General features: G+C 68.4%; 16 protein-coding genes, 1 tRNA gene, 1 other RNA gene and 1 pseudogene. 12 read left to right on the plus strand and 7 right to left on the minus strand.

Annotated elements, in window-relative coordinates; all coding sequences use genetic code 11:
- The first annotated feature begins 634 nt into the window (after positions 1–634).
- Positions 635–2,194, plus strand: coding sequence for an integrase (locus ABZ449_RS39405; protein ID WP_360356214.1), 1,560 nt, complete (start codon positions 635–637; stop codon positions 2,192–2,194).
- 58 nt (positions 2,195–2,252) lie between these two features.
- Here the strand turns inward: ABZ449_RS39405 and ABZ449_RS39410 are convergent, their stop codons facing one another.
- The 4 genes from ABZ449_RS39410 to ABZ449_RS39425 all read right to left on the minus strand — a co-directional run bounded on the left by ABZ449_RS39410 (position 2,253) and on the right by ABZ449_RS39425 (position 6,091).
- Complete coding sequence (locus tag ABZ449_RS39410; protein WP_360356216.1) at positions 2,253–3,749, minus strand: hypothetical protein; 1,497 nt, start codon at positions 3,747–3,749, stop codon at positions 2,253–2,255.
- On the minus strand, positions 3,746–4,348 hold the full coding sequence (locus tag ABZ449_RS39415; protein WP_360356219.1) for a hypothetical protein: 603 nt from the start codon (positions 4,346–4,348) through the stop codon (positions 3,746–3,748). The genes ABZ449_RS39410 and ABZ449_RS39415 overlap by 4 nt, the downstream gene beginning before the upstream one ends.
- Before the next feature lie 205 nt (positions 4,349–4,553).
- Positions 4,554–5,123, minus strand: a complete 570-nt coding sequence (locus ABZ449_RS39420; protein ID WP_360356221.1) for a peptide deformylase — start codon at positions 5,121–5,123, stop codon at positions 4,554–4,556.
- Positions 5,120–6,091: a helix-turn-helix transcriptional regulator gene (locus ABZ449_RS39425; RefSeq protein WP_360356223.1), complete on the minus strand. Its 972-nt coding sequence runs from the start codon at positions 6,089–6,091 to the stop codon at positions 5,120–5,122. Before ABZ449_RS39425 ends, ABZ449_RS39420 begins: the two co-directional genes overlap by 4 nt.
- Before the next feature lie 143 nt (positions 6,092–6,234).
- Between ABZ449_RS39425 and ABZ449_RS39430 the strand changes: the two genes are divergently transcribed.
- The 4 genes from ABZ449_RS39430 to ABZ449_RS39445 are packed head-to-tail and all read left to right on the plus strand — an operon-like array spanning position 6,235 to position 10,209.
- Entirely contained in the window at positions 6,235–7,389 is a 1,155-nt protein-coding gene (locus ABZ449_RS39430) for a glycosyltransferase (protein WP_360356226.1), read from the plus strand.
- A complete protein-coding gene (locus ABZ449_RS39435) occupies positions 7,386–8,090 on the plus strand; it encodes a hypothetical protein (RefSeq protein ID WP_360356229.1) in 705 nt (234 codons plus the stop codon). Before ABZ449_RS39430 ends, ABZ449_RS39435 begins: the two co-directional genes overlap by 4 nt.
- A complete protein-coding gene (locus tag ABZ449_RS39440) occupies positions 8,087–9,322 on the plus strand; it encodes a hypothetical protein (RefSeq protein WP_360356231.1) in 1,236 nt (411 codons plus the stop codon). The genes ABZ449_RS39435 and ABZ449_RS39440 overlap by 4 nt, the downstream gene beginning before the upstream one ends.
- Positions 9,319–10,209 carry a hypothetical protein gene (locus ABZ449_RS39445; RefSeq protein WP_360356233.1) on the plus strand — a complete coding sequence of 297 codons (891 nt, stop codon included), beginning with the start codon at positions 9,319–9,321 and terminating at the stop codon, positions 10,207–10,209. Before ABZ449_RS39440 ends, ABZ449_RS39445 begins: the two co-directional genes overlap by 4 nt.
- Here ABZ449_RS39445 and ABZ449_RS39450 read toward each other — a convergent pair.
- A complete protein-coding gene (locus ABZ449_RS39450; protein WP_360356236.1) occupies positions 10,167–10,667 on the minus strand; it encodes an ATP-binding protein in 501 nt (166 codons plus the stop codon). The genes ABZ449_RS39445 and ABZ449_RS39450 overlap by 43 nt on opposite strands.
- 104 nt (positions 10,668–10,771) lie before the next feature.
- Between ABZ449_RS39450 and ABZ449_RS39455 the strand changes: the two genes are divergently transcribed.
- The 4 genes and pseudogenes from ABZ449_RS39455 (at position 10,772) to ABZ449_RS39470 (ending at position 14,196) form a co-directional block, all read left to right on the plus strand.
- Positions 10,772–11,689: an FkbM family methyltransferase gene (locus ABZ449_RS39455; RefSeq protein WP_360356238.1), complete on the plus strand. Its 918-nt coding sequence runs from the start codon at positions 10,772–10,774 to the stop codon at positions 11,687–11,689.
- Between the two features lie 83 nt (positions 11,690–11,772).
- Positions 11,773–12,249 (plus strand): NUDIX domain-containing protein, encoded by a 477-nt coding sequence (locus ABZ449_RS39460; protein WP_360356240.1) that lies wholly within the window; start codon positions 11,773–11,775, stop codon positions 12,247–12,249.
- Between the two features lie 137 nt (positions 12,250–12,386).
- Positions 12,387–13,894: pseudogene (locus tag ABZ449_RS39465) on the plus strand (ISL3 family transposase).
- A complete protein-coding gene (locus tag ABZ449_RS39470) occupies positions 13,783–14,196 on the plus strand; it encodes a tyrosine-type recombinase/integrase (protein ID WP_360356248.1) in 414 nt (137 codons plus the stop codon). Before ABZ449_RS39465 ends, ABZ449_RS39470 begins: the two are co-directional and overlap by 112 nt.
- Before the next feature lie 74 nt (positions 14,197–14,270).
- On the opposite strand, the gene ABZ449_RS39475 is transcribed toward ABZ449_RS39470, so the two are convergent.
- A complete protein-coding gene (locus tag ABZ449_RS39475; protein ID WP_360356251.1) occupies positions 14,271–15,008 on the minus strand; it encodes an HNH endonuclease signature motif containing protein in 738 nt (245 codons plus the stop codon).
- Between the two features lie 413 nt (positions 15,009–15,421).
- Here ABZ449_RS39475 and ABZ449_RS39480 point away from each other — a divergent pair, with 413 nt between their 5' ends.
- The gene (locus tag ABZ449_RS39480; RefSeq protein ID WP_360356243.1) at positions 15,422–16,174 is read left to right on the plus strand and encodes a hypothetical protein; all 753 of its coding nucleotides are present in this window, start codon (positions 15,422–15,424) and stop codon (positions 16,172–16,174) included.
- Between the two features lie 144 nt (positions 16,175–16,318).
- On the opposite strand, the gene ABZ449_RS39485 is transcribed toward ABZ449_RS39480, so the two are convergent.
- A tRNA-Ser gene (locus tag ABZ449_RS39485) sits at positions 16,319–16,403 on the minus strand.
- A gap of 110 nt (positions 16,404–16,513) precedes the next feature.
- Between ABZ449_RS39485 and ffs the strand changes: the two genes are divergently transcribed.
- An RNA gene (gene ffs / locus ABZ449_RS39490) (signal recognition particle sRNA small type) lies at positions 16,514–16,604 on the plus strand.
- A 70-nt stretch (positions 16,605–16,674) separates the two neighbouring features.
- The coding region (locus ABZ449_RS39495) for a DNA polymerase III subunit gamma and tau (protein ID WP_360356245.1) at positions 16,675–18,670 on the plus strand (1,996 nt) is incomplete at its 3' end.

Consider the following 18,670-nt stretch of genomic DNA (forward strand, 5'->3'; position numbering starts at 1 on the left):
CAAGACGCTCGGCTGGAGCACTCCAGCCGAGCGTCTACGTGATCTACTCACCTCCTGAGAACCAGGCGGTGTTGCAACGACCACTGGAACCCAAGAACCCGGTCGGGGCCTTCGTGAAGGCGGAGGATACGAGATTCGAACTCGTGAGGGGTTGCCCCCAACACGCTTTCCAATTCTCCCGAATGGGGTCCGCCGGGGTTCGCGGGGGTCCTGACCTGCGGCGGAGCGAGTCCGAGGCCATTGGCTGAACCCCAGTGGACGGCAGTGAATGAGACCAGAACTGAGACCACGATCGCTGCTGTGGACCTCGGTCATCGCAGCTGATCGTGGGTGGCGATTCGTGGTCTTGGGCTCGCAGGTCGCTGGCCGCGTGTCTCGAGCAGACTGTGCTGCCGCGAGAGCGGCACGGCGCCGCCCTCTGATCCGGGCGGCAGGCAGGAGGTGTCGGCAAAGAAAAAAGGAGCAGTGGCCACGATGTGGCGAGTGCTCCTTTAAGTCTGCCTAGACAGTAGCACATCAGCACGGAACGCGCAGGAAGGCGATGCGTGGCCCCGCTAGAGTGCTGCCGTGAGCTCTCCAGCAGTTGACACGGCTGCCCAGCACGTCCTGGCACGTATGGTCGACTACTTTCAGGATGCGGGAACGCCATGGCCGCGGCGCCTATGGGATGTTGGCTCTGTCCTGGGCGCTGGAGGAGCTGTGGGAGGCCTGCCGCTGGCAGGCCCGCAACGTGCTGTCGTCCACGGCCTGTGACTGGCAGCGCAACGAGCTGAGCGCGTTGATCGGCCCAGACCGCGGGCTCGGAGAGAAGGATCTGCGCAAGGAGATCACCGAGCTGCTGAAGCGCTCGCTGGTGGACCCAAGCCCCGAGCACCGTCGTCTGAGGGTCATCATCGAATACGCCCGGGAGGGCTACCTGGAGCGGTGGGCCGACGCAGTCAAGGCTGGCTCGGTCAAGCCGGAGCGGCTGTCCCGCACCGTGGCCGCTCACCTGTTGGACCTCGGATATAGCAGCAGCTATCTGCTAGCCTGGGCTCGTCAGACCGCCCGATCCGCTCCGACGACGGTGGATGTCGTTCTCGCGGCCGCCGAGCTTGCGGCTCAGGGTCGGCGAGACTTCGAGGTGCTGATTGCCTTGGACAAGGTGCCCCGCCGCGACCTGGCCGAGCCACTGCCGAACTGGCGCAACAAGGGCGCGGTCGTTGCGTGGCTTCGGGAGAACGGACACGACACGACCGGCTTCCGGGCTGGCGGCGGGTTCGTCTACACGGTACCCGCCTGGGACGCCTACGGCGCGGCTGGCCAGGCTCGCCAACTGCTGGAGCGGATGACCGCACGGGCGGAGTTCCTGCGTAAGGACCGTGGAGGGGTTGCGCCCCTGCCATCCATTTGGGTTGCTGGCCACCGCGCCCCGGTGCCGCTCAGCCCTCCCGCCCGCGGGGCGGACGTGCTGTCTCTGGTCCACGAAGGCCACCTCTACAAGGTGGAAGGCCACCGGACCCGTATCGACGACGCCCTGGAGCTGGCGGCTGCGGTCAATCGTGGTGCGCTAACCCCGGCCGTCGCCGGCGGCTGGGCCGCCGTCGAGTCGTTGCTGTCACATCCGGACGACCCGAAGGGCGAGGAACGCTCCGGGAAGGCGGTCGCAGCCGACCGGCTGGCCGCCATCCTCGCCTGCTCCTGGCCCCGTGCCGAGCTCACCACTCTTGCCCACCGGCACGCCCCTGTTCAACCCGACGCCCTCTCCACAGCGGTTGCTGCAGCTGACACCAACCTGCGTTGCTGTCAGCTGATCGTGGAGGCGCTCGAGACTGGTGGCGCCGGTGCCCTCGCGCTGACCAAGAACACCAAACTGTCCGACCGTGCTGCTGCCGACCGCATGGCCGCCTTGATTGTCGCCCCCACGCAGCAGCTGCAGCAGGTCAACAAAGCTTTCCGGATTGCGTTGCGGCGGCTGTACCGGACGCGAAACATCATTCTGCATGGCGGCTCCATCGATGGAGTCGCACTGGAGGCGTCGCTGCGTACCGCCGCGCCCTTGATTGGCGCGGGCCTGGACCGTGTCGTTCACGCCTACTACACCGAGGGCCTTGAACCCCTTGACCTTGCCGCCCGCGCTGAGGTCGCCCTTCAACTCGTCAACGGCGAGACCGGCCTGAGTCTGGTGGAGCTACTGGAGCCTCGCCGCCGTTGACTGGCAGGTCCATTGCTGCCCGCTTGGAGTTCCTAGCCAAAGGAGATCCACTTCCAGCTCATGCCTCTATCTCAGGAGGAGTCCAATTGCTCTCGCCTTTCCTGAGATTCAGTCGAGAAGTGCTGACCTTCTCCAAGGGAAAGAGGGCTGCCTCGTCATTTCGCTCTGCCAAGTAGAAGTGCATGGTGTCGTCGAGCTTGCTCTGCTCGGAAACTGAGAGGTCGGCAAGGAGAGCCATTGCCACAGGCGAGAGCTCCCCAAGCGGGAACTTGGTGGTTGTCCTTCCCTTCGCCGTCCGAGTGAGAAATTCGCAAACGAGAGGGCGAGAACCCATGAGGGTGGCCACAGCGCTTTGCACGTGGGGTGCAGAGCCGAAGGCCGTAGACAGTCTCATGAGCTCTTCGTCATGGGAGACGTCATCTCTGGCTATGGTGGCATACGAAATAGTTCTGGTCGGTGTAGCCAGCTCAAGTTCACTAATAGGGACTCTGCGCGCGTCTGCTCGCCTCAACAGCTCCCTGAGGGAGATTCCGTTAGCCTCCTCAGATCCAACCTTAAGATCATCGACCTTTGCGGCGAAGTAGGCTGAACTCCTAGGCCCGCGAAGGCATAGCATCTCCCTGTCAAGAACCCATCGGAAGTCTTCGTCGGGTGCTTCGTCCAACTCTTGCTGGCGCTCCACGATCCTGCATACCCGGGCATGCAGAACGTCAAGATTGGAGTTCACCAAATACTGAAGGTTCTCCGTCATGCGGTCCATGCGCAACCGCGAGACGGATTCCAGGGCAAGTGGCCGGCCGATCCTCCGCCAGAACTCATAGTCCTCAATCGGAGGCAAGTTGAGTAGAAACTCCAATGCGGCACCGTCGAGATCTCCAGTAACGTCGCGCCCTCCAGGGAAGCTTGCAGGTGTTCCCCCAGATCCAACCCAAACGGCACTAAGGAAATGCAGGAGCCGTGATGTGCGGCGGATGTCGAAATGGCCGGAGATTTGGGCTACGGCCGCGCCGGTTGCCTGCGCGTCAAGATGCTTGGCGCCCGTAAACCCGCTTGAGACACTGTGGGCCATCTCTTGCGCTTCGGGCCCCGTGAGGATTCCCCGACCTCCCTGGAGAACGGCACTTGAAGCCAGTCCTACTACCGGATCGCTCTGGCGGCTGCGGATTAGTACTTCGATTCCGTCTGCATCGGCCACAAGTGTGTCGTCCTGCTTTTCCCTTTCGTGTGGCTTCCTGGCCATCAGGGTGCCTGACTCAATGCGATCGAGAGCAAATACGATCGGGTGATGCCTCCTGACCGCATCCACGTCGTCACGCAGGACTTCTGGCCGAGTGTCAGACTTCAAGAAGACGAATCGCTCGCTTTCTCCCGGCCAAGAGATCACCAGGTCTGGTGCGAAGCTGTGGTTGAAGAAATCCGTCTTCTTTACGGTAGCGCGGGAGTCGGTCTGAGACAGCTCCTCGGCCACGACGTTCTTGATGCGACTTACGGCTTCCCTGGGATCTGGAGCCTCAAATGCAGCATCGAGTGCACTGGAAAAATCGGATGCAATCACCGTATGCCCTCCAGTACGTCGTGCCTTTGGATTAGAGATCGATGTTCGCGGGTAATTACGAGCTGCTCTTGCTTGTCGGAAAGTACGATCATCCAAAGTCGCTCGGCGGTCAGCCTCACGACGTCGTTGTCGATGAGAGACTCTACTTCCCCGGGTGGCACTTCGCCAAAAATGTCTGGAGCATGCCGAAGAATAGCCTTTCTGAGCCATTCCTCGGTCAGTAGCTTGTCCCAATCGGTCACATTAAAAGGGCACCATGTTATCCACATGAAATGGTCTGCGGCGGTCTCTTGCTGACTCAGAATGACATAGCACTTTGCCAGATAGGCGAGATAGTGGGTTCCCTGATCGCTGGCTGATGCGTATTTCTTGCATTCTGCCATAAAGATATCATTGTCGAATTCTCCGCCGCAGAGCAATCCGCCCAGATCTAGAGAGAAAGGGGTCTGCTTTCCTGTCGGCCACTTGAAGGTCATGCGCCGACTCCACTTGGGGTCGGTGTTGGTCCATGACGCCTTGACGCGAGTCGTGGCTTCAAGCCACTCCTTCGCGCGTCTGGCACCGTCGGCGCCAACCTCGTGCAGCTCTTCTCCGGGCATGAGGTGACCTTACGACGATCAACTCTCGTAGGACAGGGGTTGATTACACTTTACGTTGAGATTTCTGGCGACGCTTGGCGGGCACCGCTAAGCACTCCAATACGTCGCGCCTGGGTAGGCTCGCGTCGGGCGTCCGACTCGGCGCCCGTGGTGCGGCTCGGTGGTGGGCACGTTGCTCGTCAGCAGGCGGGGGATGGCGATTCTGCTACTGCTCGTAGGCCCATGCCCGCCCGGTCTGCCTGTAGTGCTCGACAGGAATGGGGTAGACACCTGCAGCCATGCGCGTGGTGTAGAGCAGGCCATCCAGATGGTCGATCTCGTGGCTGATCAGACGGGCGAGTCCGCGTTCGTAGGTAGTGGTCGCCAGCTGACCGTCCAGGGTGGTGGTCTCCACGGTGATCCGCAGGGGTCGGGGGACCAAGCCACGAACGTCGAAGAAGGAGAGGCAGCCTTCGAACTGCTCGTCTGCCTCGTCCGACTGGTCGGTGATGCGGGGGTTCAGTAGGACGATGGCCGGCGCTCCGGGTTCGGTGGGCTGGACGATGGCTGTGGCCCGGCTGATGCCGATCTGGGGTGCCGCGATGCCCATGCCCTTGGCGAAGGGGTGGACCTGGCCGATCCGCTCCATGGCGGTGAACAGCTTCTCGATGACCTGCTCGGCGGCCTCGCGCTCGGCCGGCAGATCGAAGGGGCGCGCGGGCTCGGCGAGGATAGGGGCGCCTTCCTGGACGACGCCGAGGTCACGCATCTGTTCGCTGGGCCGCACCTGGATCACCTGAACTCCCCTTGAGTCGTGTCGCGTTCGGGTCGGGCTCGGAATCGCCATTCCAGACGGTACCGGGCATGGAGTGCTGGTGTGGACGTGCTCCAGGAGAAGAGGCGCGTCCCGTCCTCCTCACGCCTGATCAGGGCGGTTCGTAGCGGTGCCGCTTCAGCGGTCATGGACGTCTCGGTACCCCAGACCGCCGGGTCAAGCTCGGCGGGGAAGGCGAGTTCGACTTCCAGGTGCTCGGTGGGCAGGCGGACCGCGCGCTGGAACCAGCGGCCCCACTTCTCCTCGCCGACCGAGTAGGCGTACTCGATCCAGACCTCCTCGCCCGGGTAGAGCGGGAAGCGGCCCTGCTCGTTCTCGAACAGCAGCCACACCTCCTTGAACGCGTCACGGTCGTGCTTGGTCTGCCAGTTCATCGCCTCCCCGCGGCATGTCGCGGTCAGTGCAAGCTCGCCCCAGGTCAGCGGGTGTTCGCGGTAGTGGGCGTTGGAGCGCTCGGGCTCACCGGGGTAGCGGTCGACGCTGATGCGGATCAAGTAACGGGTGATCGGCTCGTTGCCGGTGTTCCGCAACAGCCGGCGCATCGTCAGACGGTACTGGGAGCCGTCGAAGTCCAGGCGCGCGCCGTCGTGCGCCACGATGATCGCTGAGCCCGTCGCGTACGGCTGTTCGGGGCGGCGCGGGGCTGGTGGAGCCGCAGCCGGGGCTGCTCGGTTCTTGGCGGCCTCGTAGTCCAGCCAGCGCTTCCAGATGGCCTTGCCCGCGTTGAGGGTCTCCTCCGAACGGCGCGCGAAGTCTTCGGTGGGCTTGTGCCGGCCGGATTCCACGTGGCTCACGTACGACGGGTCGAAGCCCATCTTGAGGGCGAGCCCCCGCTTGGACAGGCCGCGCACTTCGCGCCAGTACGAGACCTCCGCTGCGAACGCTTCGGCGGCTTGCTCAACGGTCGGGCTGTCGTCGAGCTCGTCCATCAAGGCCCCCGCCCTGGCTGCTGGATGAGATGAATGAACCGTGAGTGATCTCGATTCATCATTCTGTCACGGTCCTGGTCGCCGGTTTCCTTCTTTTGCCAGCCCGGGTCGACACCCGGGTCGAGAGAGGGAGGGCCCAAGCGATGCGCCTGCTGTACCTGCTCAACGTCTCCAACTCCAGCCAGCTGACTGCCGACTCCGGCTACACCTTCGCCGACATGCTCACCCCGGCCCTGGCCGACGCCGGGGTCGAGGTCACCGTGGCCGCTCCCGTCCCGGCCGGCGGCGACCGCGTGCAGTTCGTGCGGACCGCCTCGCCAGCCACCAAGTACCGGGCCCGCTTCAACCCGGGCGTGGGCGCCCTGGTGCGGCTGTTCCGCCGCCAGCAGCCCGAAGTGGTCGTGGCCAACCAGATCGAGGCCGCCCCCGCGATCCGAGCCGCGCTTCTGGAGGCCGGGGTGGACGCGCGGATCGTCGGCTACTGCCACTATCTGCCGTTCTCCTTCACCGAGACCGGCCAGCTGGAGTTGGACCCGGCGATGGACGACGGCGGGCTGGGCCGCAGCGTCCTGCTGGCCTTCGCCGCCGGCCTCGCGGCCTGCGACCGTGTCCTGGTCCACTCCGGCACCGCCGCCTCGTGGACCGCCGCTGCCGCCGCCCGCACCGGCGTCGAGCTCACCGAGAAGTTGCACGTGGTCCCCGCCCCCAGGGACGTGCGCCTGGTCCGCGACCTTGCCGAGATCACCCCGCCGGAGGGCCGGGCGGTCGGCATCTACAACCACCGCCTGTACGCCCACTACGGCACCGCCCGCTTCACTCAGCTCGCCCGTCACCTCGTCGCCGAGGCCCCGGTGCGGCTGACCGTGATGGACCTGTTCGGCACCCGCAGCGCCGAGCGGATCCGCCTGGATCCCAGCCCCGAGCGGAACTTGGAGGAGCTGGCGGCCGTGGACGGCGTCGCCATCGCCTCCGACCGCGGCGACCGCGTCCGCTACCGCAACCTGCTGGCCGGCGCTCACTTCGGCATCGCGCCGTTCCGGCCCGGCTGCCCCTGGTCCATGTCGGTCATCGACTGCCAGGCGATGGGCTTGCCGGTGATCGGCCCGCGCATCGGCTGGCTGGCCGAGCACCTCGACCCGGAGCTGGTGTTCGACACCGACGATCAGGCCGTCCGGATCGCCGAACGCCTCGCCACCGACCCCGAGTTCTACCTGGTGCACGCCAAGCGCGCGCACGCCTCCACCACGGACCTGACGCCCGCTGCGGTGGCCGCCCGCTACCTGGAGGCGATCAAGTGACCGGCTTCGACGTGGTCCTGCTCTCCTACGACGAGCCGCTGGCCGATTCCCTGCACACCCGCCTGGCCCGTGTGCTGGGCGGAACCGTCAAGCGTCTGCACGGGGTGCGCGGGATGCGCCGCGCCTACCGGCTCACGGCCGAACTCGTCGACACCGACCAGTTCTTTCTCGCCGATGGCGACTTCGCCATCGACCCCGCCTTCCCCGCCAGCGCGGTGGAGCCGCTGGCAGCGGGCGTGTCGATGCGGGTCTGGCGGGCCGTCAACCCGGTCAACGGGCTCACCTACGGGTACGGCGGCCTCAAGCTGATCCGCACCAGCGCACTGCAGGAGATGGGCCGGGCCGTCGACGTGCTGGCCGCGCTGCCCGGCCAGGTCGAGTTCAGCCCGCACACAGCCGGGACCACCCTGTTCAACCAGACCCCGTTCCACGCCTGGAAGGCGGGCTTCCGGGAGTGCGCGATGCTCGCGCGCGGCAGCGAGTACGGCATGACCGACGCCTCCGCCCAGGAACGCATCGACGCCTGGACGGCCAGCAAGGACGGCGACTTCGCCGACTACGCGGCAGCCGGGTCCCGCGACGGACTCGAGTTCGCCCGCACGGCGGCCCGCGACCCCAAGCGCTTCGAGGCGCTCAACGATCCGCCCTGGCTGCACCGGCACTTCATCACGCTGCACGGCGAGCAGGCGGTCGCCGGATGAGCACCCGCTGCGGGCCGCTGGTCCTGATCGAGCCGCAGGCGCACCTCGGCGGCGGGCACCACCAGCGCACGCTGACGGCGCTCGCCGCCGCCCGCCCGGGTGCCGTGGTCATCACCCCGCAGGGGATCGCAGACGGGCCCGGTCCGCTGCTGCGGGCCGGCTCCTGCATTGCTGCCGGACCGGTGGGTCCGGCAGCGAAGGCCCTGCTGGCCGCAGCCCGCGCGGCGGAACGCGTTTCAACCGCTGGCAAGCGGGCCTTCCGCTCACGGCGCTGGCCGTTGCCGCTCCGCCGGCTGCCGCACCAGGTCACTCTTATCGCCCGGTGCCTGACCGAAGCCGGATGCCTGCGTACCGCCCGCCGCCTCGCCCCTCGGCCGGCGGCCGTGGTGATCCTCAGCGCGAGCGAAGCCCTGCACGGCATGACCGCCCTGCTCGGCGGTACCCCGCACCTTCGGTTCATCCACGAGCTGGTCACCACCGAAGACTCGCCGGTCCGGCTGCTGGGTCGGCTCGCCCGGCGGAGCGAGAAGCACGTGGTCGCCCTCTATCCGACCACCGCCGTCCGCGACCGGCTCTCCACGGCCTTCCCCCACCTCCCAGGGCGGGTGCGGGCGTTCGCGGTCGACGACGGTCGGCCCCTCACCGCCGCCGAGCGCGACGGTGCCCGCGCCGCCTTCACCATCCCCGCCTCGGCGACGGCGGTCTGCCTGGTCGGCGGCTGGTGGCCCTACAAGGACATCGCCACCGTCGATGCGGCCCTGGTCTGCCTCACCAAGCTGCTACACGTCCTGGTCTGCGGCACGCCGCTGGACGACGTGGTACTCGAACGCTGGCACCGCCTGCCCCATGTCCGGGTCCACACCGTGCCCGGCCCGGTCAGCGAAGACGTCCTCCGGCTCGTCTACGCTGCCGCCGATACCGCCCTGGTGGCACGGCGTCCCGGGACCGGCAAGGAGTCCGGGCTGGTCATGGACGCTGCCCGGCTCGGCGTCCCCCTGGTCGTCTCCGACCACGACCCGGACCTGACCGAGCGGCTGGCCGGACAGCCCTGGGCCCAGCTCTTCCCGGCCGGCGACCCGGGCGCCCTCGCCAAGACCCTGGACCAGCTGGCGGGCGGGCCGCCCGCCCGGCCGGGGACGCGGGCCTCTGCGGTGCTGGACATGCTCCCGGCCTCCGAGCAGGCCGCCTACCTCACCGAGACGTACACCGACCTGGTCAAGGAGTACCGATGACGCTCGCCTCCCCCACCCTGGTCGCCGTGATCGGCCCGGTCGAACCGGCCCTGCTGACCGCCTGGGCCGCCCACTACCGCGCGCTCGGCGTCGAGCGCTTCCGCCTCGCCTTCCACTTCGCCGAGCACGTCCCCGACGCCTGGCGCCGCCAGCTACTGGACACCGCCCAGAGCCTCGGCCTCCCCACCGGCCAGGTCAGCACCGGAGCGTGGCACGAGCACACCAACACCGAACTGCGCGACTCGCTGCGGGAGCAGGCCGGCCCCGGCTGGCACCTGCTCGCCGACTCCGACGAGTTCCACACTTATCCGGCCCCCCTCAGCGAGGTCACCGAGGCAGCCGAAGAGAACGGCTGGGCGGTGGTGCGCGGCTTGATGCTCGACCGCGTGGCCGCTGACGGCCGACTCGCCCTCTGGCGCCCCGAGACCGGACTCGACCGCGCCTTCCCGCTCGGCGGCCACCTCACCCACCGCCTCCTCCAGGGTGACCCTCGCAAGATCGTCCTCGCGCTCTCGGACGTCGCCGTGGCCTCGGGCAACCACCGCGCGCCCGGCCGCAGGCCCGATCCGCTCACGCTCGCATGCGTCCACCACTTCAAGTGGCGCGCCGGCGTCCTGGACGACCTACGGCGCAGGGTCGACCGCTTCAGCTCCGGCGCCTGGACCGAGCACACCCCGGCAGTCCGGACCGAGGCCACCCGCCTGCTGCAGCACATCGACCGCCACCACGGCCGCATCGACGTCTCCGACCCCCGCCTGGCCTTCCGCCACGTCACGCTCGACCGCCTGCCCGACGACTGGGCCGCCGAAGCCGCCCGGATCCACGCCGCCTGGCGCCCGCCCCGTCAGAGCCAGCCCGGCTCCACGATCTCCTCGCCCTCGCCCTGAGGTGCCTCGAACCGCGCGAAGAAATCGTCCAGAGCCTCAGGGGTCACGATCAGCGCGTTCGCGTCCCCCCGCCGGTTGCGCTCGGCCAGCCTGCGCAGCAGCTCGTCCCGATCGACGGGGAAGTACAGCAGCCGCCACCGGCCGCCGGCCGACTCCACCAGCTCCTTCATCTCGTCGCGGTCCTTGCGCAGCCACAGCCCGTGGTCCCACACCACGTCCCGGCCCTCGGAGACCAGCTCGACCAGCCGGGAGTGCAGCTCGGCGACGACCGGGGCCTCCTTCTCGAAGTAGGTGTTCTCCGGGTAGTCGACGCCGTACCGACCGTGCCGCTCGTGGACGACCTCGTCCACCGACAACCGCACCGCACCCTGCGGCTCCAGCTTCCGCTGGGCGTAGGTCGTCTTCCCCGAACCGGTGAGCCCCACCAGCAGGAACACCACCGGACCACTCTCGGTCACCGACAACTCCCCTCACCGCCACCAGCGTTCACCGGCAAGTCTGCCACCAAGGCCAGCACCGGGAACGGCGTTCCGCACCCTCCGCCACCTGAAGGAGTACACGCGTGCCCGCCTCCGCCCTCGCCCGTCTGCTGCGGGCCTACGTCCGCCACGCGCCCGGAACTGTCAGCAAAGCCCAGCTCGTCGACCGATTCCTCGACGACCACCTGCGAACCCGTCCCCTCCACGCCACTGCCCGGTTGCGCTCGGGTGACGTGGTCACCGTCACCACCAGTGACGTCCTCCAGCGCTACCAGTACCTCTTCGGCGAGTGGGAGCCGAACCTGAGCGCCTTCCTGCGCGACCGCCTGCGGCCCGGGGACACCTTCGTCGATGTCGGGGCCCACCGTGGCGCGTTCAGCCTCCTGGCCTCCCACGCAGTCGGACCGACCGGCCGCGTCATCGCCATCGAGCCCACCCCGCAGTTCCACGACGACCTCACCATCGCGGCCACCACCAACCACCGTGCCAACATCCGCACCGTCCGCGCCGCCGCTTCCGACACCACCGGCACGCTGACTCTCTACCTGGAGAACCCGGCCAACCTCGGCCACACCACCGCCGTCCGGCCCCGCCACGTCCACACGACCTTCCACGTGCCGACCGCGCAGCTCGCCGAACTGCTCAGTCAGGCCGAACTCTCCACCGCCCGGGTCATCAAGATCGACGTCGAGGGCGCCGAGGCGGCGGCGATCAGGGGACTGCTGCCCGCGCTCCCGCACCTGCGCGAGGACGTCGAGCTGGTCGTGGAAGTCACCCCCAAGCTCCTGGCCAAGCAGGGCGAGAGCGCCGCCGGCATCATCGACGCCCTGCGCGAGCACGGCTTCCACCCATACACACTCACCAACGACTACGACCCGGCCACCTACCCCCAGGCCATGCGCCGACCGCAGCCGCCCGTCCGGTGCACCGAGACCCCGGAGCAGATGACTGACCTGGTCTTCTCCCACACCGATGCCGACCGCCTCACGCTCGGGCGCTGAGTAGGACCCACACATCCCAGCGGCGGGGTCAGTCTGCCCGCCTGGCCGCTGACACGCCTGGCACCCTGAAAGGAGTGGGCACTATGACGAACAGCAGCGTGATGAACAGCCGAAACTCGGTCTGCGTGATCGTCCATGACCAGGACACCGACGCGATCGCCGCCGTGTACTACGCCGCCCGAAACTGGTCCCCGCAGCCGGCCTGGACCGTCCCGGGCGGCAAGGCCGAGCCCGGCGAAGCCCTCGACGAGGCCGCCGCTCGCGAACTCAAGGAGGAGACCGGTCTGCTCGTCGATCCGGCAGATCTCGTACTCGTCCACGTGATCCACGTCGAACAGGGCTGGGACCAGGCAGGGCAGTTCGTCCTCTTCGTCTTCGCTACCAACACGTGGACCGGCGAACTGACCAACACCGAGCCGGACAAGCACCTGGCTGCTCAGTGGGTCACCGCGGACCGCCTCCCCGAGCCCGCGTTCCCGACCTCCGCGCAGGCCCTGGCCGCGTACCAGGAGGGAGGCCCCTTCTTCTCCCGCTACGGATGGCAGGCCAACACCCCGTGAGGGCCTGGCGTACCGCAGCCGGTTACGTCGCTCGCAGGGTCTGTACGGTCTTCGACTCTGTCCCGTAATCGGTGGTAACGAAGGGTGACAGTCGTCGTTGACATAGTGTGCGCGATGTCAACGAGCTTGTGAGCGTGGTGTTTTCGGGGCTGTCGGCCCTCGCCGTCGAGGGTGTGACGGACGAGGGCGACGTCATCCGGGTGGCGGCGCGGACCCGGGACGATCCGGTGCCGTGCCCGGTGTGCGGGCAGCCGACAGGGCGGGTGCATGGCTTCCACGGGCGGGTGGTCGCGGACCTGCCGGTGGACGGGCGGCGGGTCCTGGTGTCGGTGCGGGTCCGGCGCCTGGTGTGCCCGGTGCTCGGCTGTCCGCGGCAGACGTTCCGAGAGCGGGTTCCCGGCGTCGTGGAGCGCTACCAGCGCCGCACCAACCGCTTGGCCGACCAACTCAGTTCTGTGGTCAAGGAGTTATCGGGCCGGGCGGGCGCCCGCCTCTCACGCGTGTTGGCCTGCTGGATCTCTCGCTCGACCGCCCTGCGCATGCTCATGCGCAGGGCGGTACCGCCGCTGCATGTCCCGCGCGTGCTCGGCATCGACGACTTCGCCCTCAGGCGCCGGCACCGCTATGCCACCGTGATCATCGACGCCGAGACGGGCGAGCGGATCGACGTGCTGCCCGACCGCACCGCCCAGACCCTGGTCGCGTGGCTGCGCGAGCACCCCGGGGCCCGATACGTCTGCCGGGACGGCTCCGGCTCCTACGGCGAGGCCATCCGCCAAGCCCTGCCCGAAGCGGTGCAGGTCAGCGACAGGTGGCATCTCTGGTCGAACCTGTGTGGCAAGGTCCTGGCCGAGGTCCGCTCCCACGCCGCCTGCTGGGCCACCGCCGTGAACCCCGCCAGACCCGGGGGCGTACGCGAGCAGACCACCCGCGAGCGCTGGCAGCGGGTCCACAATCTGCTCGACCAGGGCGTCGGCCTGCTCGAATGCGCCCGCCGCCTCGACGTCGCCCTGAACACCGTCAAGCGGTACGCCCGCATGAAGGAGCCCACCGGCGACCCCGCGCGCCCCGTTACAAGCCCACGCTCGTCGACCCCTACCGCGACCACCTGCGCACCCGCCGCGAGGAGGACCCGGCCGTACCCGTCCTCCAACTCTTCCGGGAGATCAACGAGCTGGGATACATCGGCAGCCTCAACCTGCTCTACCGCTACATCACCCAGGGGCGCGCCGAGGGCGACAGGCCGGTCACCATCCCGCAGCGCTTCGCCCGCCTCCTGCTCACCCGCCCCGGGAACCGGCGCGACAAGGACACCGCACTCCTGCGGGAGCTGACCCAAGCCTGCCCCGAGATGACCGAACTCGCCCGCCTCACCGACGAGTTCGCCCAGCTACTGAAACCCGCGGAGGGAAACGACGCCAAGCTCACCGACTGGATCACCACGGTCCGCGCCGCCGACCTGCCCCACCTGCACTCCTTCGTCAACGGCCTGGAACTCGACCGCGCCGCCGTCGACGCCGGACTCACCCTCCCATACCACAACGGCCGCACCGAGGGCGTCAACACGCGAACCAAGCGGATCATGAGGCAGATGCACGGCCGAGCCGGGTTCCCCCTGCTCCGCCGCCGCATCCTCCTCCACTGATCACTACACAGCGCTACCACCGATTACGGGACAGAGCCGTTGGCTGGACAGACCCGCGGCTCCTGCGAGAGGCCGGCATCCGCGACGGCCGCCTCCACGACGCCCGCCACACCGCTTCGACCGTTCTCCTCCTGCTCGGAGTGCCGGAGCGGATCGTGATGGCGATCATGGGATGGTCGTCGACCTCGATGGCCCAGCGCTACCAGCACGTCACCGAACCGATGCTGAACGACGTCGGAAAGAAGATCGGTGGATTGCTCTGGGGTGGTGAGGAAACGGCCAGCTCGGAGACGGGCAACTGACGCCAGACGTGACGGTGAGGGCGGCTCTCGACACGAGGGCCGCCCTCAATGGGGGGTCTATGTAGGCCGATCGACTATTGAGGCGGTCCCTCGCCGCTCCACGTGGCATGGGCATTGGCGGAAACCTGGGCGAGCACTGCGCGGAGTTGCTCTCGCGTGCGCCCAAGAGTCTTGATGGCATGGCAGTTAGGGCACAGAGCCACCATCAGTGACGGATGGTCCCGACCGCCAGAGGCGATCTCATCCACGTGGTCGACCTGGAGAAGGGGCTCCCCTGAATCCGTCACGTCTTGCGGCTGACCGAGGCACGCCGGGTTCTCACACCGTCCCTCGCAGCGCAAGATCACCGCTGTGCGGGCTGCAGCGATCCGCACAGGCCGTGCGCTGCCACTGGTACGGCGACCACGGGTTGACGCCTCCCTGCGTTCGACGGAGGAGACGAGTCTTCGGTACTCCTCGCGGTTCGCGTCAACGTGAAGTTCTTCGGCCCTGCCCGGTTGGCCCGCCCTGGACGCACCCTCACATCGAACATGGCGTAGGCGGCCTGGCGGCAGCCCGCCCTTGTCGCAGACCGGGCAGGTGCCCGTAGGCAATACCGGCGGCGGGGGCTGGGCTGCCCCGGTCCGGGTCGCTTCTGCTCGCTCGCTGAGGGTTGGCGCTGACCGCACCGGGAAGATGGGCGTCGGCGGTTCCGGGCGGGTGGCCTTCGTGAGGGGGATTGGGAAGTTGATCTTCGGTGGCTGGGTTGCCGTGGCCGGGTCGCTTCCCTTGCGTTTGCGCCTGCGAGGTGATGCCTGGGTTTGGTGCGGCACGGCAGGGTGCCCAGGCTGTTCCAGCGCCCGTATCTCTCGGTCAATCTCGGCGACGCGCCTGCGCAGGTCCGCGATGAACGATGGCGGGCCCAACTGGGCGTTGTAGCCGACACGCTTAATCAGGCTGTCGCGCTGCTTCCGAAGGCGTGCGAGCCGCTTCTCGTTCAACTTGCGCGCTCCGTGAGGGGGTGGGGATCGGAGTCAGCAGCGGCCCAGTCCTCGCACAGGGATGCCGACCTGGTTCCTCTGCTTGGAGCTGCTCTCGGGAACGATCCATACCTTACAAAGATTGATTGCCAATCAAGTTGGTGTCTGCGCAATGCAGGCGGCCAAGAGACGTGGAGGCCGAGGGCTTCGCCTGGGTGCACATATGCGGATGCGCTGGCCGTCCCTGATCCGGTAGTCCTGTTGGCGTGACCGCACACAACATCGTGGACCTGGATGACCCCAACACCTGGCCGGCATCCCTCGCTGACCGCATCGATGAACTCGCTGACGAGGTGCCTGCGCACCTGGACACTGCACGCGACCTAAACAACCAGGTTGGCCACCTCGCCGAGTACGACAGCGAGATCCGTACCCTGCTCGCTGGGCGCCTGCTGCGTACTTACCACGTGACCCGGCTCCTGGACCATGAGATCGACCATGTCCGTACGCGCGGCCTACTGGCCGTAACGGAGGGCAGGCTCGCTGAGCGAGCTGACAGGGCGCTCAAGGCCGGGGTCATCACCGAGGCCGAGCGCGCAGCCCTGCGCGCGTCCACTGCGCTCACCCATGAAAAGCCGTTCATCGCGCAGCTGCGGCTCGGCAAGGTGTGTGTAATCAGCTCCAGACAACCCCTTGCGGACTCCTGGCCGGTCAGCTTCCTGACGTACTGGGGCGGGGAAGTCCAGCAGTTCGGGCCCGCGTGGGAGAGCGTCGACTATGACCACGTGCGTCGCCTGGGTCGCCCGTCCGTAGTCGTCGCGGCTATCGACGTGACCTGCCCGGCGGCTTGCGTGCCTGGCCGCGAACTACTCTTCGACTTCATCGGCACCCGCCTGGGCTTGGATGGAAACGGCGTTACCTTCCACTACACAGCCGACATCCCAGGCGAGCAGATCGTGGACATCTGGCGCCCCGGCCATCCTGAGTACGACCAGCACCTTCATTTTCCTCAGGCGTAGCAGGCCCAGCGGCGGGTTTCATCGCGCAGTGCTTGGCAGTCCCGAAGTCCAGAAGCGCAACTGAGACCAAAACTGAGACCAGGAGACGACGAGGGCCCCGACCGCTGAGCGTTCGGGGCCCTCGTTTGCCCTGGCGGGCGGAGGCGGAGGATACGAGATTCGAACTCGTGAGGGATTGCTCCCAACACGCTTTCCAAGCGTGCGCCCTAGGCCTCTAGGCGAATCCTCCGAGAGAGAGCTTAGTACATGTTCTGGGGTGGTCGCGACCACCTGTCCCGAAGGTCGGGGGTGGGGGTGGCCTGTGGATCGTCGGGGCCGGGATCCGGTAGTGTGGGGGTCAGCCCCTCGTGTGGCGTCATCTCTCTGAACCCCCCCAGGGCCGGAAGGCAGCAAGGGTAGGAGGGCTCTGGCGGGTGCACGGGGGGTCTTTGCGTTCCCGGGGCCCGGGTGAGGGGTGAGGGGCGACGCGTTTGTCCGCCCGTCCCGATATCGTCGGGGGTGTGTCCCTAGCCCTGTACCGCCGCTACCGCCCCGAGACCTTCGCGGAGGTCATCGGGCAGGAGCACGTGACCGCCCCGCTCCAGCAGGCCCTGCGCAACAACAGGGTCAACCACGCGTACCTGTTCAGCGGGCCGCGCGGCTGTGGCAAGACGACGAGCGCGCGCATCCTGGCCCGTTGCCTCAACTGTGAGCAGGGTCCGACGCCCACGCCCTGCGGGGAGTGCCAGTCCTGCCGTGACCTCGCGACCGGCGGGCCCGGGTCGATCGACGTGATCGAGATCGACGCCGCCTCGCACGGTGGTGTGGACGACGCGCGCGAGCTGCGCGAGCGGGCGTTCTTCGCGCCGGTGCACAGCCGGTACAAGATCTTCATCCTGGACGAGGCGCACATGGTGACCTCGGCCGGTTTCAACGCGCTGCTCAAGGTGGTCGAGGAGCCGCCGGAGCACCTCAAGTTCATCTTCGCGACCACCGAGCCGGAGAAGGTGATCGGGACGATCCGGTCCCGGACGCACCACTATCCGTTCCGGCTGGTCCCGCCCGGCACGCTGCGCGACTACCTGGCGGAGGTGTGCGGCCGGGAGGGGATCCAGGTCGAGGACACCGTGTTCCCGCTGGTGGTGCGGGCGGGCGCCGGGTCCGTGCGTGACTCGATGTCGGTCATGGACCAGCTGCTGGCCGGGGCCGGCGAGGGCGGCGTGACGTACCAGATGGCCACGGCGCTGCTCGGGTACACCGACTCCGCGCTGTTGGACGAGGTGGTGGACGCCTTCGCCGCGCACGACGGGGCGACGGTGTTCCAGGTGGTCGACCGGGTGGTCGAGGGCGGGCACGACCCGCGCCGCTTCGTCACCGACCTGCTGGAGCGGCTGCGCGACCTGGTGATCCTGGCCACCGTGCCGGACGCGGGCGAGAAGGGGCTGATCGACGCCCCGGCCGACCGGGTCGCGCTGATGCAGGCGCAGGCGGACGCGTTCGGCGCGGCCGAGCTGAGCCGGGCCGCCGACATCGTCAACACCGGGCTGACCGAGATGCGCGGCAACGCGGCGCCCCGGCTGCAGCTGGAGCTGATCTGCGCCCGGGTGATGCTTCCGGGCGCGTACAGCGACGAGCTGTCGTTGCAGGCACGGCTGGACAAGCTGGAGCGGCGGGCGGCGGCCGGCGGGTTCGCCGCGCCGATGGCGGCCCCGCCGGTGGGCATGCCGATGGCGGCCCCACCGGCCCCGGCCGCGGTGGCCCCTGCTGCTCCGGCGGCTCCGATGGTGGTCGCGCCGGTGGCCGAGGCGCCTGCGGCGCCCGCGCCGATGCCGGCCGCGCAGCCCGTGCAGGCTCCGCCGCCCGCCGCCGCCCCCGCCGGGCCGGCGCCGGGTGCCTGGCCGATCCCCCGTAGCTTCCCGCCCGCCGGTGGCGCCTCCGCCGGGGCTCCCGCGGCGCCCCCCGCGGCGCAGCCGCAGGCGGTTCCGGCCCCCGTCCAGGCGGCTCCTGCTCCCGTGCCCGCGCCGGCCCCCGCCCCGGCGGCGGTTCCCGGCGGGCAGCCGTCGGCGGCCGCGCAGCAAGGCGCCGGGCAGGTCCGGCAGCTGTGGCCGCAGATCCTGGAGGCGGTGAAGAACCGCCGCCGCTTCACCTGGATCCTGCTCAGCCAGAACGGCCAGGTGGCCGGGTTCGACGGCAGCGTGCTCCAGGTGTCCTTCATCAACGCCGGCGCCCGGGACAGCTTCGTCGGCAGCAACAGCGACGACGTGCTGCGCGCCGCGCTGGCCGACTCGCTGGGCGTGGACTGGCGGATCGAGTGCATCGTCGACCCGTCCGGCGGTGTCGGCGGCCCGGGTGGCGGTGCGCCGGGCGGCGGTGTCCAGGGCGGCGGAGCCCAGGGTGGCGGGGGCTGGGGAGCCCCGGCGCGCCCGGCGGCCGCCGCGCCCTCGATGCCCGCGCACGCCCCCGCCACGGCGCCAGTGAAGTCGACGTCTCTCAAGGCCGCGCCGGCGCCCGTCCAGG

The sequence above is a fragment of the Kitasatospora sp. NPDC005856 genome (assembly GCF_040629945.1).
GTDB lineage: Bacteria > Actinomycetota > Actinomycetes > Streptomycetales > Streptomycetaceae > Kitasatospora.